Annotated in this window: 18 protein-coding genes; 14 read left to right on the top strand and 4 right to left on the bottom strand. The window is 61.4% G+C overall.

The window, feature by feature from the left end; all coding sequences use genetic code 11:
• From GRI89_RS15445 to GRI89_RS15400, 10 genes are read left to right on the top strand one after another with little or no spacing between them, the layout of a single operon-like run.
• Positions 1 to 381, top strand: a complete 381-nt coding sequence (locus tag GRI89_RS15445) for a hypothetical protein (RefSeq protein WP_407924987.1) — start codon at positions 1 to 3, stop codon at positions 379 to 381.
• Positions 374 to 751 (top strand): TrbI F-type domain-containing protein, encoded by a 378-nt coding sequence (locus GRI89_RS15440; RefSeq protein WP_159797541.1) that lies wholly within the window; start codon positions 374 to 376, stop codon positions 749 to 751. Before GRI89_RS15445 ends, GRI89_RS15440 begins: the two co-directional genes overlap by 8 nt.
• Entirely contained in the window at positions 748 to 1,254 is a 507-nt protein-coding gene (locus GRI89_RS15435; RefSeq protein ID WP_159797539.1) for a S26 family signal peptidase, read from the top strand. Before GRI89_RS15440 ends, GRI89_RS15435 begins: the two co-directional genes overlap by 4 nt.
• Positions 1,254 to 1,886, top strand: a complete 633-nt coding sequence (traW, locus tag GRI89_RS15430) for a type-F conjugative transfer system protein TraW (protein WP_159797810.1) — start codon at positions 1,254 to 1,256, stop codon at positions 1,884 to 1,886. The genes GRI89_RS15435 and traW overlap by 1 nt, the downstream gene beginning before the upstream one ends.
• Positions 1,883 to 2,896: a conjugal transfer pilus assembly protein TraU gene (gene traU, locus GRI89_RS15425; RefSeq protein ID WP_159797537.1), complete on the top strand. Its 1,014-nt coding sequence runs from the start codon at positions 1,883 to 1,885 to the stop codon at positions 2,894 to 2,896. Before traW ends, traU begins: the two co-directional genes overlap by 4 nt.
• Positions 2,893 to 3,648, top strand: coding sequence for a type-F conjugative transfer system pilin assembly protein TrbC (trbC, locus tag GRI89_RS15420; protein ID WP_159797535.1), 756 nt, complete (start codon positions 2,893 to 2,895; stop codon positions 3,646 to 3,648). The genes traU and trbC overlap by 4 nt, the downstream gene beginning before the upstream one ends.
• On the top strand, positions 3,645 to 5,369 hold the full coding sequence (locus GRI89_RS15415; RefSeq protein ID WP_159797533.1) for a conjugal transfer protein TraN: 1,725 nt from the start codon (positions 3,645 to 3,647) through the stop codon (positions 5,367 to 5,369). Before trbC ends, GRI89_RS15415 begins: the two co-directional genes overlap by 4 nt.
• Positions 5,370 to 5,413: 44 nt before the next feature.
• Positions 5,414 to 6,187 carry a conjugal transfer protein TraF gene (locus GRI89_RS15410; protein ID WP_159797808.1) on the top strand — a complete coding sequence of 258 codons (774 nt, stop codon included), beginning with the start codon at positions 5,414 to 5,416 and terminating at the stop codon, positions 6,185 to 6,187.
• Complete coding sequence (locus tag GRI89_RS15405) at positions 6,177 to 7,622, top strand: conjugal transfer protein TraH (RefSeq protein ID WP_159797531.1); 1,446 nt, start codon at positions 6,177 to 6,179, stop codon at positions 7,620 to 7,622. Before GRI89_RS15410 ends, GRI89_RS15405 begins: the two co-directional genes overlap by 11 nt.
• A gap of 9 nt (positions 7,623 to 7,631) precedes the next feature.
• Positions 7,632 to 10,337: a conjugal transfer protein TraG N-terminal domain-containing protein gene (locus tag GRI89_RS15400; protein WP_159797529.1), complete on the top strand. Its 2,706-nt coding sequence runs from the start codon at positions 7,632 to 7,634 to the stop codon at positions 10,335 to 10,337.
• Positions 10,338 to 10,339: 2 nt separating this feature from the next.
• Here GRI89_RS15400 and GRI89_RS15395 read toward each other — a convergent pair whose 3' ends face one another.
• Positions 10,340 to 10,549, bottom strand: coding sequence for a hypothetical protein (locus GRI89_RS15395; protein ID WP_159797527.1), 210 nt, complete (start codon positions 10,547 to 10,549; stop codon positions 10,340 to 10,342).
• Positions 10,550 to 10,675: 126 nt separating this feature from the next.
• On the opposite strand from GRI89_RS15395, the gene GRI89_RS15390 reads away from it, so the two are divergent.
• The 3 genes from GRI89_RS15390 to GRI89_RS15385 all read left to right on the top strand — a co-directional run bounded on the left by GRI89_RS15390 (position 10,676) and on the right by GRI89_RS15385 (position 12,549).
• Complete coding sequence (locus tag GRI89_RS15390; RefSeq protein WP_235913448.1) at positions 10,676 to 11,275, top strand: thermonuclease family protein; 600 nt, start codon at positions 10,676 to 10,678, stop codon at positions 11,273 to 11,275.
• 124 nt (positions 11,276 to 11,399) lie between these two features.
• Complete coding sequence (locus GRI89_RS17845) at positions 11,400 to 11,597, top strand: DUF6961 family protein (protein WP_407924986.1); 198 nt, start codon at positions 11,400 to 11,402, stop codon at positions 11,595 to 11,597.
• A 316-nt stretch (positions 11,598 to 11,913) separates the two neighbouring features.
• Positions 11,914 to 12,549: a S24 family peptidase gene (locus GRI89_RS15385; RefSeq protein WP_159797525.1), complete on the top strand. Its 636-nt coding sequence runs from the start codon at positions 11,914 to 11,916 to the stop codon at positions 12,547 to 12,549.
• A gap of 24 nt (positions 12,550 to 12,573) precedes the next feature.
• Here the strand turns inward: GRI89_RS15385 and GRI89_RS15380 are convergent, their stop codons facing one another.
• From GRI89_RS15380 to GRI89_RS15370, 3 genes are read right to left on the bottom strand one after another with little or no spacing between them, the layout of a single operon-like run.
• On the bottom strand, positions 12,574 to 14,238 hold the full coding sequence (locus tag GRI89_RS15380) for a VRR-NUC domain-containing protein (RefSeq protein WP_159797523.1): 1,665 nt from the start codon (positions 14,236 to 14,238) through the stop codon (positions 12,574 to 12,576).
• Complete coding sequence (locus GRI89_RS15375) at positions 14,235 to 15,281, bottom strand: nucleotidyl transferase AbiEii/AbiGii toxin family protein (RefSeq protein WP_328598298.1); 1,047 nt, start codon at positions 15,279 to 15,281, stop codon at positions 14,235 to 14,237. The genes GRI89_RS15380 and GRI89_RS15375 overlap by 4 nt, the downstream gene beginning before the upstream one ends.
• The gene (locus GRI89_RS15370; RefSeq protein ID WP_235913446.1) at positions 15,278 to 16,105 is read right to left on the bottom strand and encodes a DUF6088 family protein; all 828 of its coding nucleotides are present in this window, start codon (positions 16,103 to 16,105) and stop codon (positions 15,278 to 15,280) included. Before GRI89_RS15370 ends, GRI89_RS15375 begins: the two co-directional genes overlap by 4 nt.
• A gap of 208 nt (positions 16,106 to 16,313) precedes the next feature.
• Here GRI89_RS15370 and GRI89_RS15365 point away from each other — a divergent pair, with 208 nt between their 5' ends.
• Positions 16,314 to 17,054, top strand: a complete 741-nt coding sequence (locus tag GRI89_RS15365; protein ID WP_159797521.1) for a hypothetical protein — start codon at positions 16,314 to 16,316, stop codon at positions 17,052 to 17,054.
• Positions 17,055 to 17,064: the final 10 nt, after the last annotated feature.

Below are 17,064 nucleotides of genomic sequence, written 5' to 3'. Positions count from 1 at the left end.
ATGCATGTCGAAACCATGCTCGACCGGATCGAGCACGGTAAATTTCCGAAGCCCAGGATCGCGCTCTGGCCCATGATCCAAGGCACCTGCCTGGTGCTGATCGAGGCGACGGGTTTTGCTGCAAGCACGCTGCTCACCGTGCTCGGCCTGCCGCTGTTCGTCTTCCTGTTCCTCGCCGGATGGGATTTGGGGCTGCTGTTCGCCCAGCTCGGCAATCTCGCCGATCACTATGCCAGCGCAGAGGGACCTGCGCGCATCTCCTTCAGCCGCGACCTGCAAGTGGGGTTCCTGGTCCTCGCCGGCGGGTTCACCCTGCTGCGCCTGCCAGCCTTCATCCGGCGTCTTTGCACAAAGCTCGAACGGGAGATGCCGCATGACTGATCAAGCTTTCGCGCGCCCGCTGGCCTTGAAGATCGCGGCCACGCTCGCAATTGCAGCCGTGCTGCTTTGGGCGGGCTGGATCACCCGCGCGGTGCTCGTGGATGAGCCGCCCCGGATCGTCACCGTCCGCCTTGCCGAGACGATCGGCCACTTCATCGACGAGGCAGCACGCGCCGATGCCGATCCCTCCACCGTGCAGGCAGCAAGCCTCGCCTACCTGCAGGCTGCCGAGCTGGCGGTCGCCGATATGGGGAAAGACGGGCGCGTGGTGCTGGTCGCCGAAGCCGTGCTTGCCGGCGCTGCCGAAGACGCAACACCCGAACTCGAAGCCCGCATCGCCGCAAGGCTCGAAGCGGAGGCGCAGCCATGAGCCGCCTTTTCAACTGGAAGCGCGTCGCCCTGCTATGCGGCCTCGTCGCGCTCCCGCTCGCCTGGGCCCCGATCGACGCTTTCAGCAAGAGCCACGCCTTCCTCATAAATGCCAGTCCGAGCCTCCCCAACTGGGCCTTCTGGCTCGACAAGGCAGCGCCGATCGAGCGCGGCAGCCTCATTTTCTTCAAGCCGCCCGCAAGCGCGCTCGTGGCGAAGCATTTCGGGGAGGATCCGCAGATGTTCGGGAAAAAGGTGCTCGGCCTGCCCGGCGATGTGGTGAGCCATGAGGGCATGGAGGTCTTCGTCAACGGGAAGCAGGTCGCCACGCGGCTAGCCCGGACCCGGCTGGGCATCACGCTGACGCGCGGCCCTGACGGACCGGTGCCGGACAACTGCTTCTATGTCGGGACCGAACATCCGCGCGGCTTTGACAGCCGGTATGCCGAGATCGGCTTTGTCTGCCGGGGCCAGATCCTCGGCAGCGGAAAGGCGATCCTGTGATGCGCCGCGCCCTTCTCATTCTCGCCCTTGCACTCGCCTTGCCCGCAACGGCGCATGCCCGCGACTACGGTCAGCGCGGCACGGTCTTCCCGGTGGTGGAGCGCGACCTGCTCGAACAGATCCAGTCGCGCCTTGTGGCGATGGAAGCATCCGGCGAGACCGCGCGGATCAACGAGGAACTGAAGCGCCGCACGCTCGCGCGGGTCGAACGCCCCGCGCCCGTTGCCGGGATTGCGCGTGCCAGCGAAAGCCGCTCGTGGACCTTCGATCCGACCATCGCGCTGCAGCAGGATATCAGGGGGGCACGCGGCGAACTCATCCATGCCGCCGGGACACGCGTTAATCCGCTCGACAGTGTGTCCTTGCGCGCCGATCTTCTCTTCCTCAATGGCGATGATGCCGAGCAACTCGCCTGGGCGCTGCGTCAGCAAGGCCAGCCCAAGCTGATCCTTGTGAATGGCGCGCCATTGCAGCTGATGCGCACGCGCCAGCGGCGCTTCTATTTCGACCAGCAGGGCACGCTGACCTCGCGATTTGGTATCACGGCCGTCCCTGCGCGCGTGCGCCAGCAGGGCCGCCAGCTTGAAGTCAGCGAGATCGCGCTGCCCGCCACGGCGGAGGCAGGCCGATGAGCACCTTGCGCAATCTCCTTGCCGGTGCGCTCGCAGCACTATCGCTAACCCTCGCTGCGCCTGCGGCAGCGGGCGGCGAGCCGGGCAAATGCACTGGCAGTTTCGTCAACCCGATCACCGATATCTGCTGGTCCTGCCTCTTCCCGATCTCGATCGGTGCGCTCGATATCTGGCCCTCGAGCCGACCCGATCCCGACAATCCCGACCTGCCCTTGTGCCTGTGCGGTATCCGCCCGGGCATTGCCATGGGCTTCTGGGAGCCTGTCCGCCTCGCCGATGTCAGCATGAAGCCCTGGTGCTTCGTCAATCTCGGCGGCACCAAGCTCGATCCCGGCTTCGATATCGGTTTCCGCTCGATCTCGGGCCCCTCGGCCATCGGCGGGGCGAACCAGTATTATTCGAGCTGGCACGTCCACTGGTATGCCTATCCACTGATCTACTGGATGGAGATCGTCGCCGATTTTCTCTGCCTGGAACCGGGCTCGATCGACATTCTCTACATCTCCGAGATCGATCCGCTATGGCAGGATTCCGAACTCACCGCGATCATCAATCCCGAAGCCGTGCTCTTCGCCAACCCGTTGGCCTTGGCCGCTTGCGCCGCCGATTGTGCCGCTTCGACCGGCAACCTACCGCTCGACGAGATGTTCTGGTGCGCCGGTTGCCAGGGCTCGATGTACCCGATGAACGGCAATGTCTCGGCCTCGATCGGCCATGTCCAGGCTTCGCGTCTCGTGCTCTCGCGCTTTGCCTACAAGCTCCACCGCGAACTCGTCTCCTGGGGGACGATGGGCAGCGCCGGGCTTTGCGGCAAATACCTCATGCCGGTGATGAGGAAGCAGCAATACCGCTTCCAGATGACCAACCCCAATCCGGCGACTTCGGGCCGCTACGCCTGCCCGCCGATCGGTGCCTCCACCACGCTCCAGGAACCCGGACAGGTCATTCCCGCCATCGGCGAGGACATGGGCTACCTCGTCTGGCGCAAGAGGAATTGCTGCGCGCTATGAAACACACCTTTCCCCTTCTTGTCGTCATTTCGCTGCTAACCGCCGCCGGCTTCGCTGCCGTCGCCGCGCAGGATACCGGCCCGGAGCTCGATCTCGAAGAAATCCGTGCGCGGGCGAGCGAGTTCACAGAGGATGCCGAAGCGCTTGCAACCAGCGTGCGCAATCGCGCCGAAGGGCTCGTCGAGGATGCGCGGACAACGCAGAGCGAGGCGCAAGCCAACCGCGCCGCCTACGTCGAGAGCGTCGGTACCAACACCTCGGGCGAGGTGCTCGATTTCGATGCCATGGTGCGCGACCAGGCTGCCGCCGAGCGCAGCGCAATGGGGACAAGCCCGCGCTTTATCGCCTTTGCCTCGCTTTCCATGCCCGAAGCATCGCTCAAAGCCCTGGTGCAGGACATGGCGCGCGCGGGCGGCGTCACCGTGCTGCGCGGCTTTCCCGAAGGCAATGCTGACCTCTTCAAGCGGCGCCTGGCGTCGATCTGGAACGATGGCAGCGAGACCGGTGCGCTCGGGATCGACCCGCGCCTCTTCCGTGCCTTCGCTATCGAGGCCGCGCCGAGCTTCGTCATGCTCGGAGGCGATTTCAGCCCTTGCGACGGCTTCGATTGCACCAGCAACGTGCCCCCGCACGACCGCCTCGCGGGCAATGTCAGCGTTGCCTACGTCCTCGAGACCTTTGCCGGAGGCGGCGGTCCCGGGGCCAGCGCAGCCCGTCATCACCTCACCCAGCTTGAAGGAGCACGGCCATGAGACTGGCACCTCTATTCGCTTGCCTGCTGGCCCTCGCCTTGCCGGGAAGCGCCTTATCTCAATCGACCGACGCCGCGCGGGCCGATGGCAAGGAGACCGCGCGCGATCTGCTTGAAACCGCGCGAAGCAGCGCCTCGGCACCGGTCGATGCCAGTCGCCTGCCGAATTATGATCCAAATGGCGTGCAGGGTCTCGAGACGCTGGCTGACGATCCCGACCAGATCGAGAGCGACTCACGAAATGCCGCGCGGGTCCACGAAGGCTACCGGGCGATGGAAGAAAGTCTCGCGCGGCGCGCGCGGTTCGATCCCAGCGAAATCGAGGCGGTGATCGCGCGGGCGGGAACCATCAGCGACGCGCCGCTCGATTACACGAGCGGCATGGCCATTGGGGGTAGCCAGGGCCAGTGCGTCGAACTGCCGCCCGGTTCCGCCTCGGCAGGCACTTATGTCGCGACCTGCAACAGCGGGACCTCGGGCGAACTTGTCGATGCCAGCTGCACGGCGAGCCTCGTGCCCGAAGTCACGACGACGAGCGCATACGACTATTATTGCCTGCCCAACAATGCGCCCGACAGTGGCAAGTGGTCCTGCCAGCACTACACCGGTGGTAGCTGCACTCTCTACCAGACCGCCTTCGTCCCGTGCTACCAGTTGCCCCAATTCTCGAGCATCCCCTGCCGCGGGCAGAACATGATCGAGGTGCGCCGCTTCCGCTGCGGCGAGCAGATAGGGGGCTTCGCGCCCGACGATGTTACGACCACCCGGACGGTCAATGTCCGGCTCGATGACAACCAGTGCCTGCCGCTTGCCCAGGCCTCCACCTGCTCGCAGGTCAGCGAGACCTGCACCGATGCCAGTCCGCAGACGCGTGTGGTCGATGGCGTCTCGATCACCCGCAGTTGCTGGCAATGGCAGCGCGACTACCAGTGCCTCGACACGGTGTCGGGCAATGACTGCGGCGAGATCGAAGCCAATCCCGAATGCCGCTTCCTGCGCGAAGAATGCCTTACCGACGAGACACCCTGCCAGACCAGCGAGCGGCTCTTCGAATGCGCATTGCCGCCCGATGGCTCGGCGCCCGCGCAATATATCTGCGACGGCGATGTCTATTGCATCGACGGTTCATGCGAGACCATCGAGCGCACCGCCAATGACGAGTTCAAGGATGCGGTTGTCGCATTGAACGCGATGAACCAGGCACGCGGCGAGTTCGATCCCGACACGCTCACGCTCTTCACCGGCACGCGCAACACCTGCTCGTCCAAGGTCTTCGGAATTCTCAACTGCTGCAAGGGCAAGGGTTTCCCGCTCATCCCGGGGATCAGCCTGCTCGTCGCGCTGGGCTGCGACCGCGAGGAAGTGCTGCTCCACGAGCGCGATGCGCAGGGCCTGTGCGCCTATGTCGGCACCTATTGCTCGGACAAGTTTCTCGGGATCTGCCTTACCAAGCGCAAGGCCTATTGCTGCTTCGAGAGCAAGCTCTCGCGCATCCTCCAGGAACAGGGCCGCGCGCAGCTGCCAAAGCCCTGGGACGAACCCAAGGAAGAGACCTGCGAAGGCTTCACGCTCGACGAGTTCGCTCAGCTGGACCTCAGCCAGATGGATTTCTCCGAAGTCTATGCCGAGTTCACCGAGGCGGCGCGCCTGCCCGACGAAATCGAGGCCAGCGTGCTCATCCAGCAGAAAATCGAAGACTATTACGCAAGGGAAATGCAGTGATGCACCGTACCGCCTATTCTTTCAGCCTTGCGCTGGTGCTGTCGATGAACATGCTTGCCGCAAGCCAACCCGCGATAGCGCAGGATGTGTGGCCCAGCGTCCCTACTGCCGATACGCTCTACTGCCAGGAGCGGCAGCTCGGTTACTGGTTCTACTGCATCGACCCCGATCCGGAGCCGCGCGAAGACGAGGCAACCCCAGTCCCGACGGCAAGTGCTGCTGAAGAACTCGACGCGATCACCGGCGAGCTGCGCGAGCTGAAAGCGCAGGCAATCCTCTACCCGACGCCTGCCAACGTCACTGCCTATATCCGTTTCCAGCGCGAGCAACTCGACCGTGCCTCGCTGTTCTCCGATGTGTGGCAGCGCGCTCTGTGGCAGGATCCCGCACTCGACTACACGCTCGAACGCCCGGTAGGCGCGCTCGCCAAGCGGCAATGGCAGGATGCGCGCTCTGCCGAACGCGATGTTGTCATGGCACGTCTCTCCGAGCGCTACGGACTGTTCTATTTCTTTGCCCAGACATGCGGTGCCTGCGAGGTCATGAGCCCGATCGTCAAGTCGGTTGCGGAGCGCTGGCGTATCACCGTGCGCGCGATCTCGACCGATGGCGGACCCTCGCGGCACTTCCCCAACTACATCGTCGAGAACGGTCAGCGTCCGCGCATGGGCCTCGAGCCCGGCATCACCCCTGCGGTCGTGCTGTGGGACAGCGAGACCCGCCGCCCGATCCCGATCGGCTACGGCGTGCTCTCGGCCGACGAACTGCAGGACCGCATCTACCTCCTCACCACCAGGGAAGCCGGCCATGATTACTAGGATCGGACAACTTGCGCTCGCTCTGGGCGCGCTCGCCATGACCGTAACGCCAACCGCTGCAACCGCGCAGGATGTCGGCAACAGCATGGACCGCTTCATGGACGACATGGGCGCGGCCGCCAATGTCACCGGCCCCACTGCCTTCGAGGGCCAGTCGGCAGGCTACTACTCCATGGGCAATGTCTGGACGCGGTTTCCCCAGAAGACCACCAACATTGCCAATCTCCAGCTACCGCGTGCACGCGCGGGCTGCGGCGGGATCGACATCTTTGCCGGCTCCTTCTCCTTCATCAATGCGAGCGAAATGGTCGCGCTGTTGAAGGCGGTTGCCAACAATGCGGTGGGCTTTGCCTTCAGCCTCGCGATCGACACGATCTGTCCCGAGTGCAACAAGATCATGCAGGAGTTTAGCCAGAAGGCGCAGCTCATGAACGAGCTATCGATCAACTCCTGCGAAATGGCGCAGGGCCTCGTCGGCGGGGTCTGGCCGCAGGGCGATCTGGCCGACAAGGCGATCTGCGAAGCCATCGGCAATTCGACCGGCATCTTCACCGACTATGCTGCGGCCAAGCATGGCTGCGGCACGCGCGGCCAGCGGACAAGTACCAACAATGCCGGCGGAACCGACTTCGAGGACGTCAATCCCGGCGTGCCGCGCAATTACACCTGGCATGTCCTTAAGGAATCCGCCTTCTTCAATCCGGGCGGCAGTTTCGACCGCGACCTCGCCGAATATGCCATGACGCTGATCGGCACGGTGATCTATGTCCCGCCGAGTGACGATAATCCGGGCAGCTTCGTGCCTTTTGCAGGCGATGCGTCCTCGACCCTCGTGACCGCCCTGCTCGACGGGACGCAGGGCCAGAGCGTTGAGGTCTTCCGCTGCGACGAGCCCGAACTCTGCCTCAACCCCACCTTCCAGCAGCTGAGCCTGTCGTCCGCCAAGGCAATCCGCCCGCGGGTTGCGACCATGATCGGCAATATGGTTGAAGCGATCCGCGAGGACACCGCTATCGGCGCTTCCGAGATCGAATTGCTGCAGGTGGCCTCGCTACCCTTGTACAAGATCCTCACCGTCCAGGCCGCCTATGGCCGCGGCATGGCGACCGACGATCGCGCAACGCTCGCCGAGGTCACCAGCATCGACCTGCTCCATGCAATCCTCGAGCGGATTTCTTCCGAAGCGAGCCGCTCGATGGCAAGCTTCATCGCCGCCGACGAGGCCAAGCTGACGCTCTGGCGCGCGCAGGTCGCCGAAGTCCGAAACCAGCTCGCCAGCCGGCAGGCGACCGGACAGGCGCGCGTTACCGCCATCGTCCAGATCATCGAGAAGACCGCGATGATCGAGAACATGCTTGCTGCTTCCATGTCGCCCTCGATGGCCGCCGCACTCGACTGGTCGCGCGGCATCCAGTCGCGCTCGATCGTTCCCTGAGGAAATACCATGGTCGAAGTCTACACGGTCGGCGGCGGCGAATATCTCGTCAATGTCTTCAACGCGGTCGCCGCCTGGACCGGCGCGGGGGGCTACAAGAGCCTGATCCAGGTCGCGCTCGTAATGGGCATGGCATTGGGCGTCATCGTGCTCGCCTTCAACCAGGACTGGCGCGCCTGGGTAAACTGGTTCCTCGGTGCCACGCTCATCTATATGTGCCTGATGGTCCCGCGCATGGACGTCCATGTCACCGATCGCGTCAATCCGGGCCTCGCACCGGCAACAGTGGCCAATGTCCCGCTCGGGCTTGCGCTGATGGCGAGTTTCACCAGCCAGGCGGGCGACTATCTCACCCGCTCGGCCGAACTGGTTTTCGGCCTGCCCGACGATCTCAACTATTCGAAGAACGGCATGATCTACGGCGCGCGGCTTCTGGAAGCCACAAGGGGCCTGCGCATCTCCGATCCCGAATTCGCTGCCAATCTCGACGAGCATTTCAAGCAATGCGTGTTCTACGACGTGCTGCTCGGCCGCTATTCGATGCAGGAGCTTGCCGAGAGCGCCGATATCTGGGCGACGATCGGCCCGGGCAGCGAAGCGCGCGCACAGCGTTTCCTCATCCGCGACGTCAATACCGGCGAGGTCACATCGGTCGTCACCACCTGCCGCGAAGCCTACAACACGCTCGGTGGCCAATGGGCGAACCTGATCGATGATATGGGCACGGCCTTCGGACGTCAGCTCTATCCGCGACAGACCGAAGCACTCGCGCGCGCCAAGCTCTTTGCCGACCTGCCGATTGCCTACAGCTACCTCTCGGGGGTTTCGAGCAATGCCAGCGACATCTTCCGCCAGGTGCTCTCGATCAATGCCATGAACCAGGCGATGCACGGTTTTGCCGGGGCGAGCGGCATGGGCAGCATCGATGTCTTCGCCCAGACCCGCGCCGATATCCAGACCGAGCGCACCTATTCCTCGATCGCGCACAATTCCATGAAATGGGTGCCGATCCTCAATGTCGTGCTGACGGTCGTCTTCTACGCGCTCTTCCCGGTGCTTTTCCCGCTCTTCCTCATGCCGCGCACCGGGCCAATTGCGCTGCGCGGTTATGTCACCGGGTTCTTCTACCTCGCCGCCTGGGGACCGCTCTTCGTGATCCTCCACATGATCCTCATGTTCAAGGGTGCGAGCGATGTGGCTGCTGCTGGCGGCGATACCGGTCTCAGCCTCGCGACATTCGCCGGTATGTCCGATGTAAACTCCGATATCGGCGTGCTCGCTGGCTATCTCGTTGCCTCAATTCCGTTCCTGGCAGGCGGCGTGGCGCGCGGCGCGATGGCGATCTCGGGCCAGGCGACGTCATACCTTAACCCGAGCCAGAACGCGGCGGAGGAAGCTGCGCGTGAAGCGAGCACGGGCAATATCTCGCTCGGCAACACCAATCTTGAGAACTCGTCGGTCTTCTCGCGGCAATTCGCGCAAGGCAATCTTGCACCAAATATTGCTTATGGCGCAGGCCAGACGCGCAGTTTTGGCGACAGCGGCACGCAGACCACGGGCTTTCCCGATGCCGAATTCGCGAATGTCCCGACCTCGAGCTATCCTTTTGCGCCTACGCTGGGCTCGGATTTCTCGAGCAGGCTCTCGACCATTGCCGGGCAAAGCCGCAGCCAGAGCGAGACCTATTCGAACCTTGCGCAGCAATCGACGAGCTCGGCAGTGACCCGCTTCTTCGAGCTGCGCGATGCCTATTCGACCGGCCAGTCAAACGAAACCGTCAGCGGCATCTCGAGTGGTGACAGCATCGGCACGGCATTCAGCGAGATCGATAATGCCTCGCGCACGCTGCAGCAGCAGTTCGGGCTGTCGCGGCGGGCCTCGGACGACATCACCGTCTCTTGGTTCCTGAATGGAGACGCCGGGTTGGGCTTAAAAGGCGAACGCGGGCCGGGTTCTGCTAGCTTGGGTGTGAGAGGTGGACGCAACCAAAGTTGGACCGACAGCGATATCGGCATAGCGTCGGAAGACCGCTCGCGTTTGCTGGCTGCCCTCACCCAGATCTCCGAGAGCCGCAACTGGTCGAGCACGCGCGAAGGCTTCCTGCGTGAGACCAGTTCCAGTTCCGAAAGCCTGGTTTCAAGTACCGCTTCCGGCCTCAATACCTCGCTGACCGAGGCCCAGAGCTACACGATCGAAGCACGTCGTGCAGAGGAGCTGGCCAGCCGTCTTGAAGATCAGGCGAGCTGGTACGAGAGCGCCAATGCTGCGGGTACGCTCAATCTGAGCCAGGCCTATCGCGAATGGGGCATGGCCGAGATCGAGGCCAACCGCGACTACTATGGTCCCGTGCGCTTCGACGACATCGATTTCCAGATGAGCCCGGCCGGACAGCAATTGCAGGCGCGCTTTGTCGCCAGCTATGCCGACAGGCTTCATGCGGATATCGAGGACGAACTCAGCCTGCCGGCCGCCGCTCCGATCTCCCGGCCCACCATTAGCGGCCGGGGTGACGTGCGAGGCTCGGCGAGGCTGGGATCGGCGCCAGGGCGACTGTCTGGCTCTCCAGTTGATCCCGCAGATATTGGCCGAACGGTCGACCGCGTCCAGGGTTGGGGCGGCGAACGGGTTGATACTGTGGGTGACTACCTTGATGGGCGCACGCGCAATGCGCGCGGCGCTAGCGAGGAAGCCGCCGACGAGATCAAGGAATGGTAGAATTAGAGGATTAGGTCTTGAACAACAACGAAGCCAACGAACGCTGCTAGCCCGACAAATATTAGGATGAGCTTCAGTCGCCCCAAAGGGTCGGCCCAAGCTTTCTTCCAACTGTAGGCAGTCAGCCGGTTCTCTGCGATGGCGCGATCCACCTCGCGAAAGCCCTGCCAGTCGTCCTTCGATGGCGGTGGGGAGTTGTCAGGATAGGTCATTGCTTGTCTCTTTTCACTCAGGCCACAATCTCACCTCTTCTCTCACCAATTGGAGAGGACCGACCACATTTATAGCCGAAAATCAGTGTGATTGCGAGGCTGCCCGCTTGGCGCGAAGTTGCAGTGATGGCAGAAGGACCGCATGACTTGGCGAATATTCCACCTGGGCTGCTGGTGAGCGAAAACTTCTCCGACCGGGCGCAACCTGGGACATCTGACGGTGCGAAGGTGTTCGATTTCCGTGAGGAACTTCGGCGCCAGAAGCGCAAACGGTTGTCGACCGTGTCCATGCTCGCTGCAGGCGGCATGCTGCTAGGAACGGCAATCGGCATCGTCAGCATTAACTGGTCGTCATTTGCGGCTAGCGCACAGCAAGCTCCGCGCCACACCTTCGCGGTCTGCGGCCTCGTTCGCCGCACCTGCGTCGTCGATGGCGACACAATCTGGCTTGAAGGCGTGAAGATCCGCATCGCCGATATCGACACGCCCGAGATTTCCCAGCCGCAATGCGATGCCGAATACGCGCTGGGTATCCGGGCGCGTGATCGGCTCGTCATCTTGCTCAACGAAGGCGAGTTCTCGCTCGCGGCAATCGGGAGTCGGGACGAAGACCAGTATGGGCGCAAGCTCCGCGTCATAATGCGCGGCGGACGCTCACTGGGCGACCAGCTCGTGTCCGAAGGGCTGGCGCGCACATGGACGGGTCGCAGGGAGCCGTGGTGCTGATGCGTGATAGGGGCACATCCGAGCGTGCTGAGAAAATCAAGGTCGGCTGGCTCTTCAGGCTAGAGGCACTCTTCGTAGGCACCCTCGTGATCTTCGGAATGCTCGCCGCCTTGGGTGGCCCGCTGTGGCCCTGACCAGGGACGAGGAACTCTGGGGAATGGCGCTGTGGGTTGAGAAACATCACGGCGACAGCGGCCAGGAATTTATCGCAGAGCGCATTGCTGACCTGGAGAGCTCGGGCGAGCATGGCGGCGTGCAGTTGTGGCGCCAGGTTGCCGAGCGCTTCTCGCAGCTTGGGGATCGCGGCAACCTGAAACAGTAACGCGGTCATCGCTGTCTGGTCTCCTTTGTGCTTCATGTTCCGAGAGGTAGTCTTCCAGCTTGCGGATAGTCCGCTTGCGCGGCTTCCGCCCTGCCCTGAGATCGAGGACGAAGCGGGGATCGCCCACTGCCGCGCGCCCAAAGGTGGTCGCGGAAATGTCGTTATCTGTCAGATAGATTTCGATCCGTTCCAGTAAGGTCATCGACAACTCGCATCGCTTTCCAAGAATCACTTGTGTTCTTGTTATGTTCTTAGTAGGAATGCATCCTCGGGTCTAGGAAGAATCCTACGATCCAGTACGAAGGACGCGAAAGAAATGGAACATGTCCGCGAGGAGCTCGACCGGCTGCTCCGCAAAGGGAATTACGGCTATGCCGCGATTTCGCGGATGCTCGGTCGTAACCCCAGCTACATCCAGCAGTTCATCAAGCGCGGCTCGCCCCGCACGCTCGATTCCGAAGATCGCCGCATTCTGGCAAGCTTCCTCGGCGTCGATGAGCAGGTCCTGGGCGGCCCGGCAAACACTGAAGTCGATGGCCTCATCGAGATCCCGGTTCTCGAGGTGGAAGCTTCTGCAGGTTTCGGGGCGATCGCCTCCAGCGAGAATGCACAGACGCGCTTTGGCTTTGATGAGCGTTGGCTACGGGGCCTGACCTCAGCCAAGAGCGCCAGCCTGTCGATCGTCCGCGTCGCAGGCGATTCCATGGAACCCACTTTGAGCGATGGCGACGAAGTCCTGGTCGATGCTTCCGACCATGCTTCGCGTCTTCGCGACGGTATCTATGTCCTTCGTGCCGATGACGCGCTGGTGGTCAAGCGGATCGCCATCAAGCCGGGCGGCCGGCAGATCACAATTGCCAGCGACAATCCGGCCTACCCGACATGGAACGACATGGACCGGACCGAAGTGCATATCGTCGGGCGGGTCATCTGGTTTGGGCGGTCGCTTTAGGCCTGTGACGAAGACACCGATTTTTCATGACCTCGGTCTAACTTCGCCTAGTCCAACGTCGAAACCGAGGGGCAGGAGCAATTTCGATATCAGTCGTGCCTGACTTGCATGAAAGCTATCCGAAGGCGCCTTCACTTCGACAAAGCGGACTGATTTGCCCTTCCACAGGGTTAGGTCGGGCCAGCCTGAGCGGAGATCATAGGGCGCGGCAGCAAAGACATTGGCAATCTCTACAAGACGATCGCTCCCCAATGCCTCGAAGAGGCCGAAAACATGCTCTGCACGAACGTTGGGATAGAATGCGGGAGTATTGCCAGCGCTCGCGGAGATAATCTTCCAGTTGTCTTCGATCTGGGACCGCGTCGCTCGGGAAACCGAAGCGAGGAGTTGGTCTTTGGTAAATTTGTCCTGCGCGAAGGCGACGTTCTGGGCATAGAACGCTTCGACAAAGGTATCGGCGTGGCGCGGATCAAGCCTTGGGAATGATGCGGCCTTTATCAACGTGAGGATTAAGCCGCCTTCGGAGGCGGCACCTGACCATCCCTGTTCAAGATAGTGTTCGAGCGCAGCGAATTCGACCAATGACCAGTCGTGGACCGTGTGAAGTCTCCAGTCCTTGCCGGTGCCCTTTTCGAGCATGATCACATCGTGCCCGATACCAAGACGTTCGGCCTGCTTTTCAAACCGACTTTGTCTCCCACTCCCGCGTTTGATCTCCTGCTGCCCCGTTTCCTTGCGAAGCTTTTCTACCCTCCGGGCAACGCCGACCTTTGGATCGAGCCTCAGCGCATCGTCATAGGCCTTGACCGCCTTTTCCAGCTCGCCTTCTGTTTCATGCAATTCGCCCAGAAGCCGAAACGCGCGGGCCTGGCTCCAAATCTCTCCCTCGCGCGCTGCACGCCTCAGTCCAGCTGCGATGTCATGCCGCATTTCGCGGTCTAGGGACGCTTGCGATGACAGGACATCTTTGATCACGCCCAGGTCACCAGCAGCGATACGGCGGCGGCGCCAGCCCTCTCGATCGACCATGGCGCCGGCAAAGTCGTAGATCGCTTGCTCACCGTCCTTCAAGCAAATGATTACCCTGCCGGCATCACAATCCCACTTATAGCCCTCGGCCCAACCGGTCTCGACTTCCCATCGCGCAATTTCCCGACCAGCTTCGAGGTCGAAAAGCATGTATCGACAACTGTCGTCGCTCCCTGGGGCATTGGCTGTCTGGCAGATTGCGTAACGACCGTCGGGAGACAGGCCGTTACTCATGAGATTGGCAGAAAACTGCTGCGCGATGAGCGTTTGACCTTGGGAATCGCAGGCTACAAATCGACCGTGCAAGCCATGTCCGAACATCCAGTCGTGAAGGATGAAGGTGCCATTGTCGGCGACCTTCCCCTCCTGCGGTCGCTCAAGCTTGCCCGAACTCACGATGCGGTCGTCGAGAAGCAGCGACCAGGAGCCGTGCCCGCTCTCGCGGTTCCCGCCGCGCAAACCGTCAGGCGTTCGGTCGGCCCAGATCAGACGGAAGCGGCGATTGGGCGATCTGGCTTGATGGCCAACAAAATCGAGTTGCGGAATGCTGACGAGGCCATGACCGAACTCGTCGATCTCCAGCCTTTCCTGTGACCGCGCGACCTGCTCTTCCTGGTCTGGAGCACGCTTTTCGAACAGACGTTTGAAGAAGCCCGTCATGACTGATCGTTAAGACGGTGCTGCAGGTCGGCCACCGCCTCTATCACTTCATCGAAGGGTGGCGGTTCGCCGAAGATCATGACACTCATTGCGCGATAGTCCTGGCGCAAATCATCGATCATCCCCTTCTCGGGACACAAAGCAAATGACGGGGCATGTGCCGATGCCAGGTCAAAGGGCGGCCTGTTGAAGAACATGCGAGCATGGGCGACGCAGTCTTCGCCCAGCGGCTGGTCTGCCAGCGCTGCCTGGCCAGCGTCGGACTGGAGCAAACGGAACACATCATAGTAATGGCGAGAAACACGTTGTCCGTTGCCGCGCAGTTGTCCCCGAATGTCATACCAGCGCCGCAGTCCATGCAAGATGACGACCTTGTCCCAGAAGGTACGCTCGGCATCGACAACCGTGACGTTCGGCACGGCGATGTCGATATCCGGCACGTCGGCATCGACATAGGGCGTGATGGTTCGCAGCGAATTTGGGTCGAGCGCAGATTTTGCCCCTGACTCGATTTTCACCGCCTTGGCGATATAGGCGTCGGTCGGAGTTGCACTGGGATAAACCAACAATAGTGTCTGTCGGTCATGTGAGTCGGGCTTTACCTGTAGTGCGTCGGCTTCGATCCCCGTGCGCGCGCACGTTTCGTTGCAGATTGCCGCAAGCCCTTCCAGCAATGACCCGTTGATAAAGGCCTCACAGGCTTCGCGGATTTCATCGAGCGCGGCTTGCCGTTTCTTGCCACTGAGCGCTGCGAGTTCCTCGACCGAAGCCGGATGTCCCAGATCATCGCGGAAGACAGTCACATCGATGTCTTCGGAAAAGCGCTCGATCAAACCGAAAGCCTTCGACAGCGAAGTGCCTCCCTTGAACAGCAGCCGCGGCCCCTGTCCAAGCCCGTTGAACAGCGCATCGAGCGTCCAGCAGACCCAGAGATCCTTTTCTACGTTCTGCGGCGTCGTACCGAGCCTCTGCGCGGTCGCTGTGTATAGCCCGCTGCGTGTGTCTGCATCGGCACGCAGGATTTCATCGAATGCAGGGGTCACGAGAACGATGCCTGATCGCGCAGCAGAGGGCGCAGGAGATCCTGCATCCAGGCGGGAAGCGTAGCGAAGCCATCCGTCAGATCGGCTCGCAACTTTTCGCCGTGCAAAGGATCGGCGAGGAGGCTGATCAGGCGATCTTGCCAATCTGCAACATCGTCACCAGGCATCGTATCGCGCAGCCAATGCAGGGCCTGAACGATCCGCATCGCCGGGCGACCGGCCCAATAGAGTTTACTCGCAGCCGTCTGCTTGAAGTCGATGGTGAGATTGCCAAGCTTGATCGACTTAGGCCTTGCCTCGCTGTGGACGACAATTTTCGCTGGCACCGCATTTGTGAGACCGAGGTCGTTTGCGGCCGTCATACCGTCAACCAGAACGCGTATCTGATCGCGGCGCGCAACTGCCTCGACAATGGCACGAGGATCCGGTGCGCTTCTTTCCTTGGTCAGGCTGTTGACGCCCGGCCTGTCGTACAATCCACGGTCAATCCTGCGCAGGTCTCCTGTCTTCACGAGACGTTGTAGTGTCTTGTCGACAGCATCCCGGCTCGCGAGATCGAGGAAATCCGATGGCGTCCAGACAGCATTCTTCGCCCCCCTTCCGATACGCTCGAGGATTTGCGACTTCAGCGGAGAGATTTCGACGCCCATGTCCGAAATATGTAGCATGATTTCGGACAAAGTCGAGCCGGAAACTGTCCGAAAAATGTAGGTGGATTTCGGACAAGGGCCGGAGGTCAAACCTTCCCACGTCTTATCACCTTCAACAACTACCGAAGGCGGAAAATCGGCGTCGGATCGGGCTCGATCGGACGGTCCGATCATGACAAGCGAGGAGGCGACAGAGACATTCGAGAAGTTGTGTGTAGTAACACACTTGCGTCATTCTTCGGCTCACTGAAACGAAAGGCTAGTCTGGCTCTATATGGAAGGCTCTCCAGAGGACCAGTCAGCAAGTGGTCGCTGTGCGTACTGCCGCCGCGACAAGAAACTTGTCTTGTCCCATGCAATCCCAAAAGCGGCATTTCGGCCGTTGCTCGCTGCAGGAAGTGGCAGCGCAATCGGAATACCGGATCGCGAAGGTGTAGTGCATCGCACGACCGACACCGGGGAATTTCCAATGTTGTGCGCGGAGTGTGAATGCGAATTCAATCGTAGATTCGATGGTCCGCTTTCCAACGCACTCAAGCGACTGGAGAAAGCTGTTCTGTCAGGATCTACCGCCCCGATTCTCGCATTCTCCGCAAATCAGCTGGCGCATGCAATTGTTGCTGTTGCCTGGCGAATCTCCCGTTCACCGGCGAACATGTATCTGAAGGTGAATTTGGCAGCAGGCCACCTAAGTGAGCTTGAAGCGGTCCTGCGCCTTCCAACAGACCAGGTCTTGCGATCTTGCACCGTTCGCGTTGCCCGTTTGACAGATCCGTTCGAACGGACCGGAGGAGGATTCGATCAGTCCGTGATGGGGCAACTCATAAAAACACCAGAGGCTTTTACGATAAAGAGCAAGAAGGGACTACCTTGCGGATTTGCAATGGATTGGACAATGTTTGGCTTTCTGATCCATCTCATCGTCCCACGCCTGCCCTTTGCTACTAACAGGAAATTCGGCGGTTTGAAGCGTGGAGCGATGAAGGTGAGGGCCGCACCGGTCAACGTCCTCGACTATGCGCCATTGCGCGATGCCCTGGTGGCTGGCGTTGCAGCACATGAAGAAGGCCGAATGACAGCTTCTATAAAAGACCGAGCATTGCGTAAGCGACGCTCAAGTTAGTAACACATTG

This window comes from Croceibacterium salegens (genome assembly GCF_009827435.1).
GTDB lineage: Bacteria > Pseudomonadota > Alphaproteobacteria > Sphingomonadales > Sphingomonadaceae > Croceibacterium_B > Croceibacterium_B salegens.
This window is presented reverse-complemented; position numbering and strand designations above follow the sequence as displayed.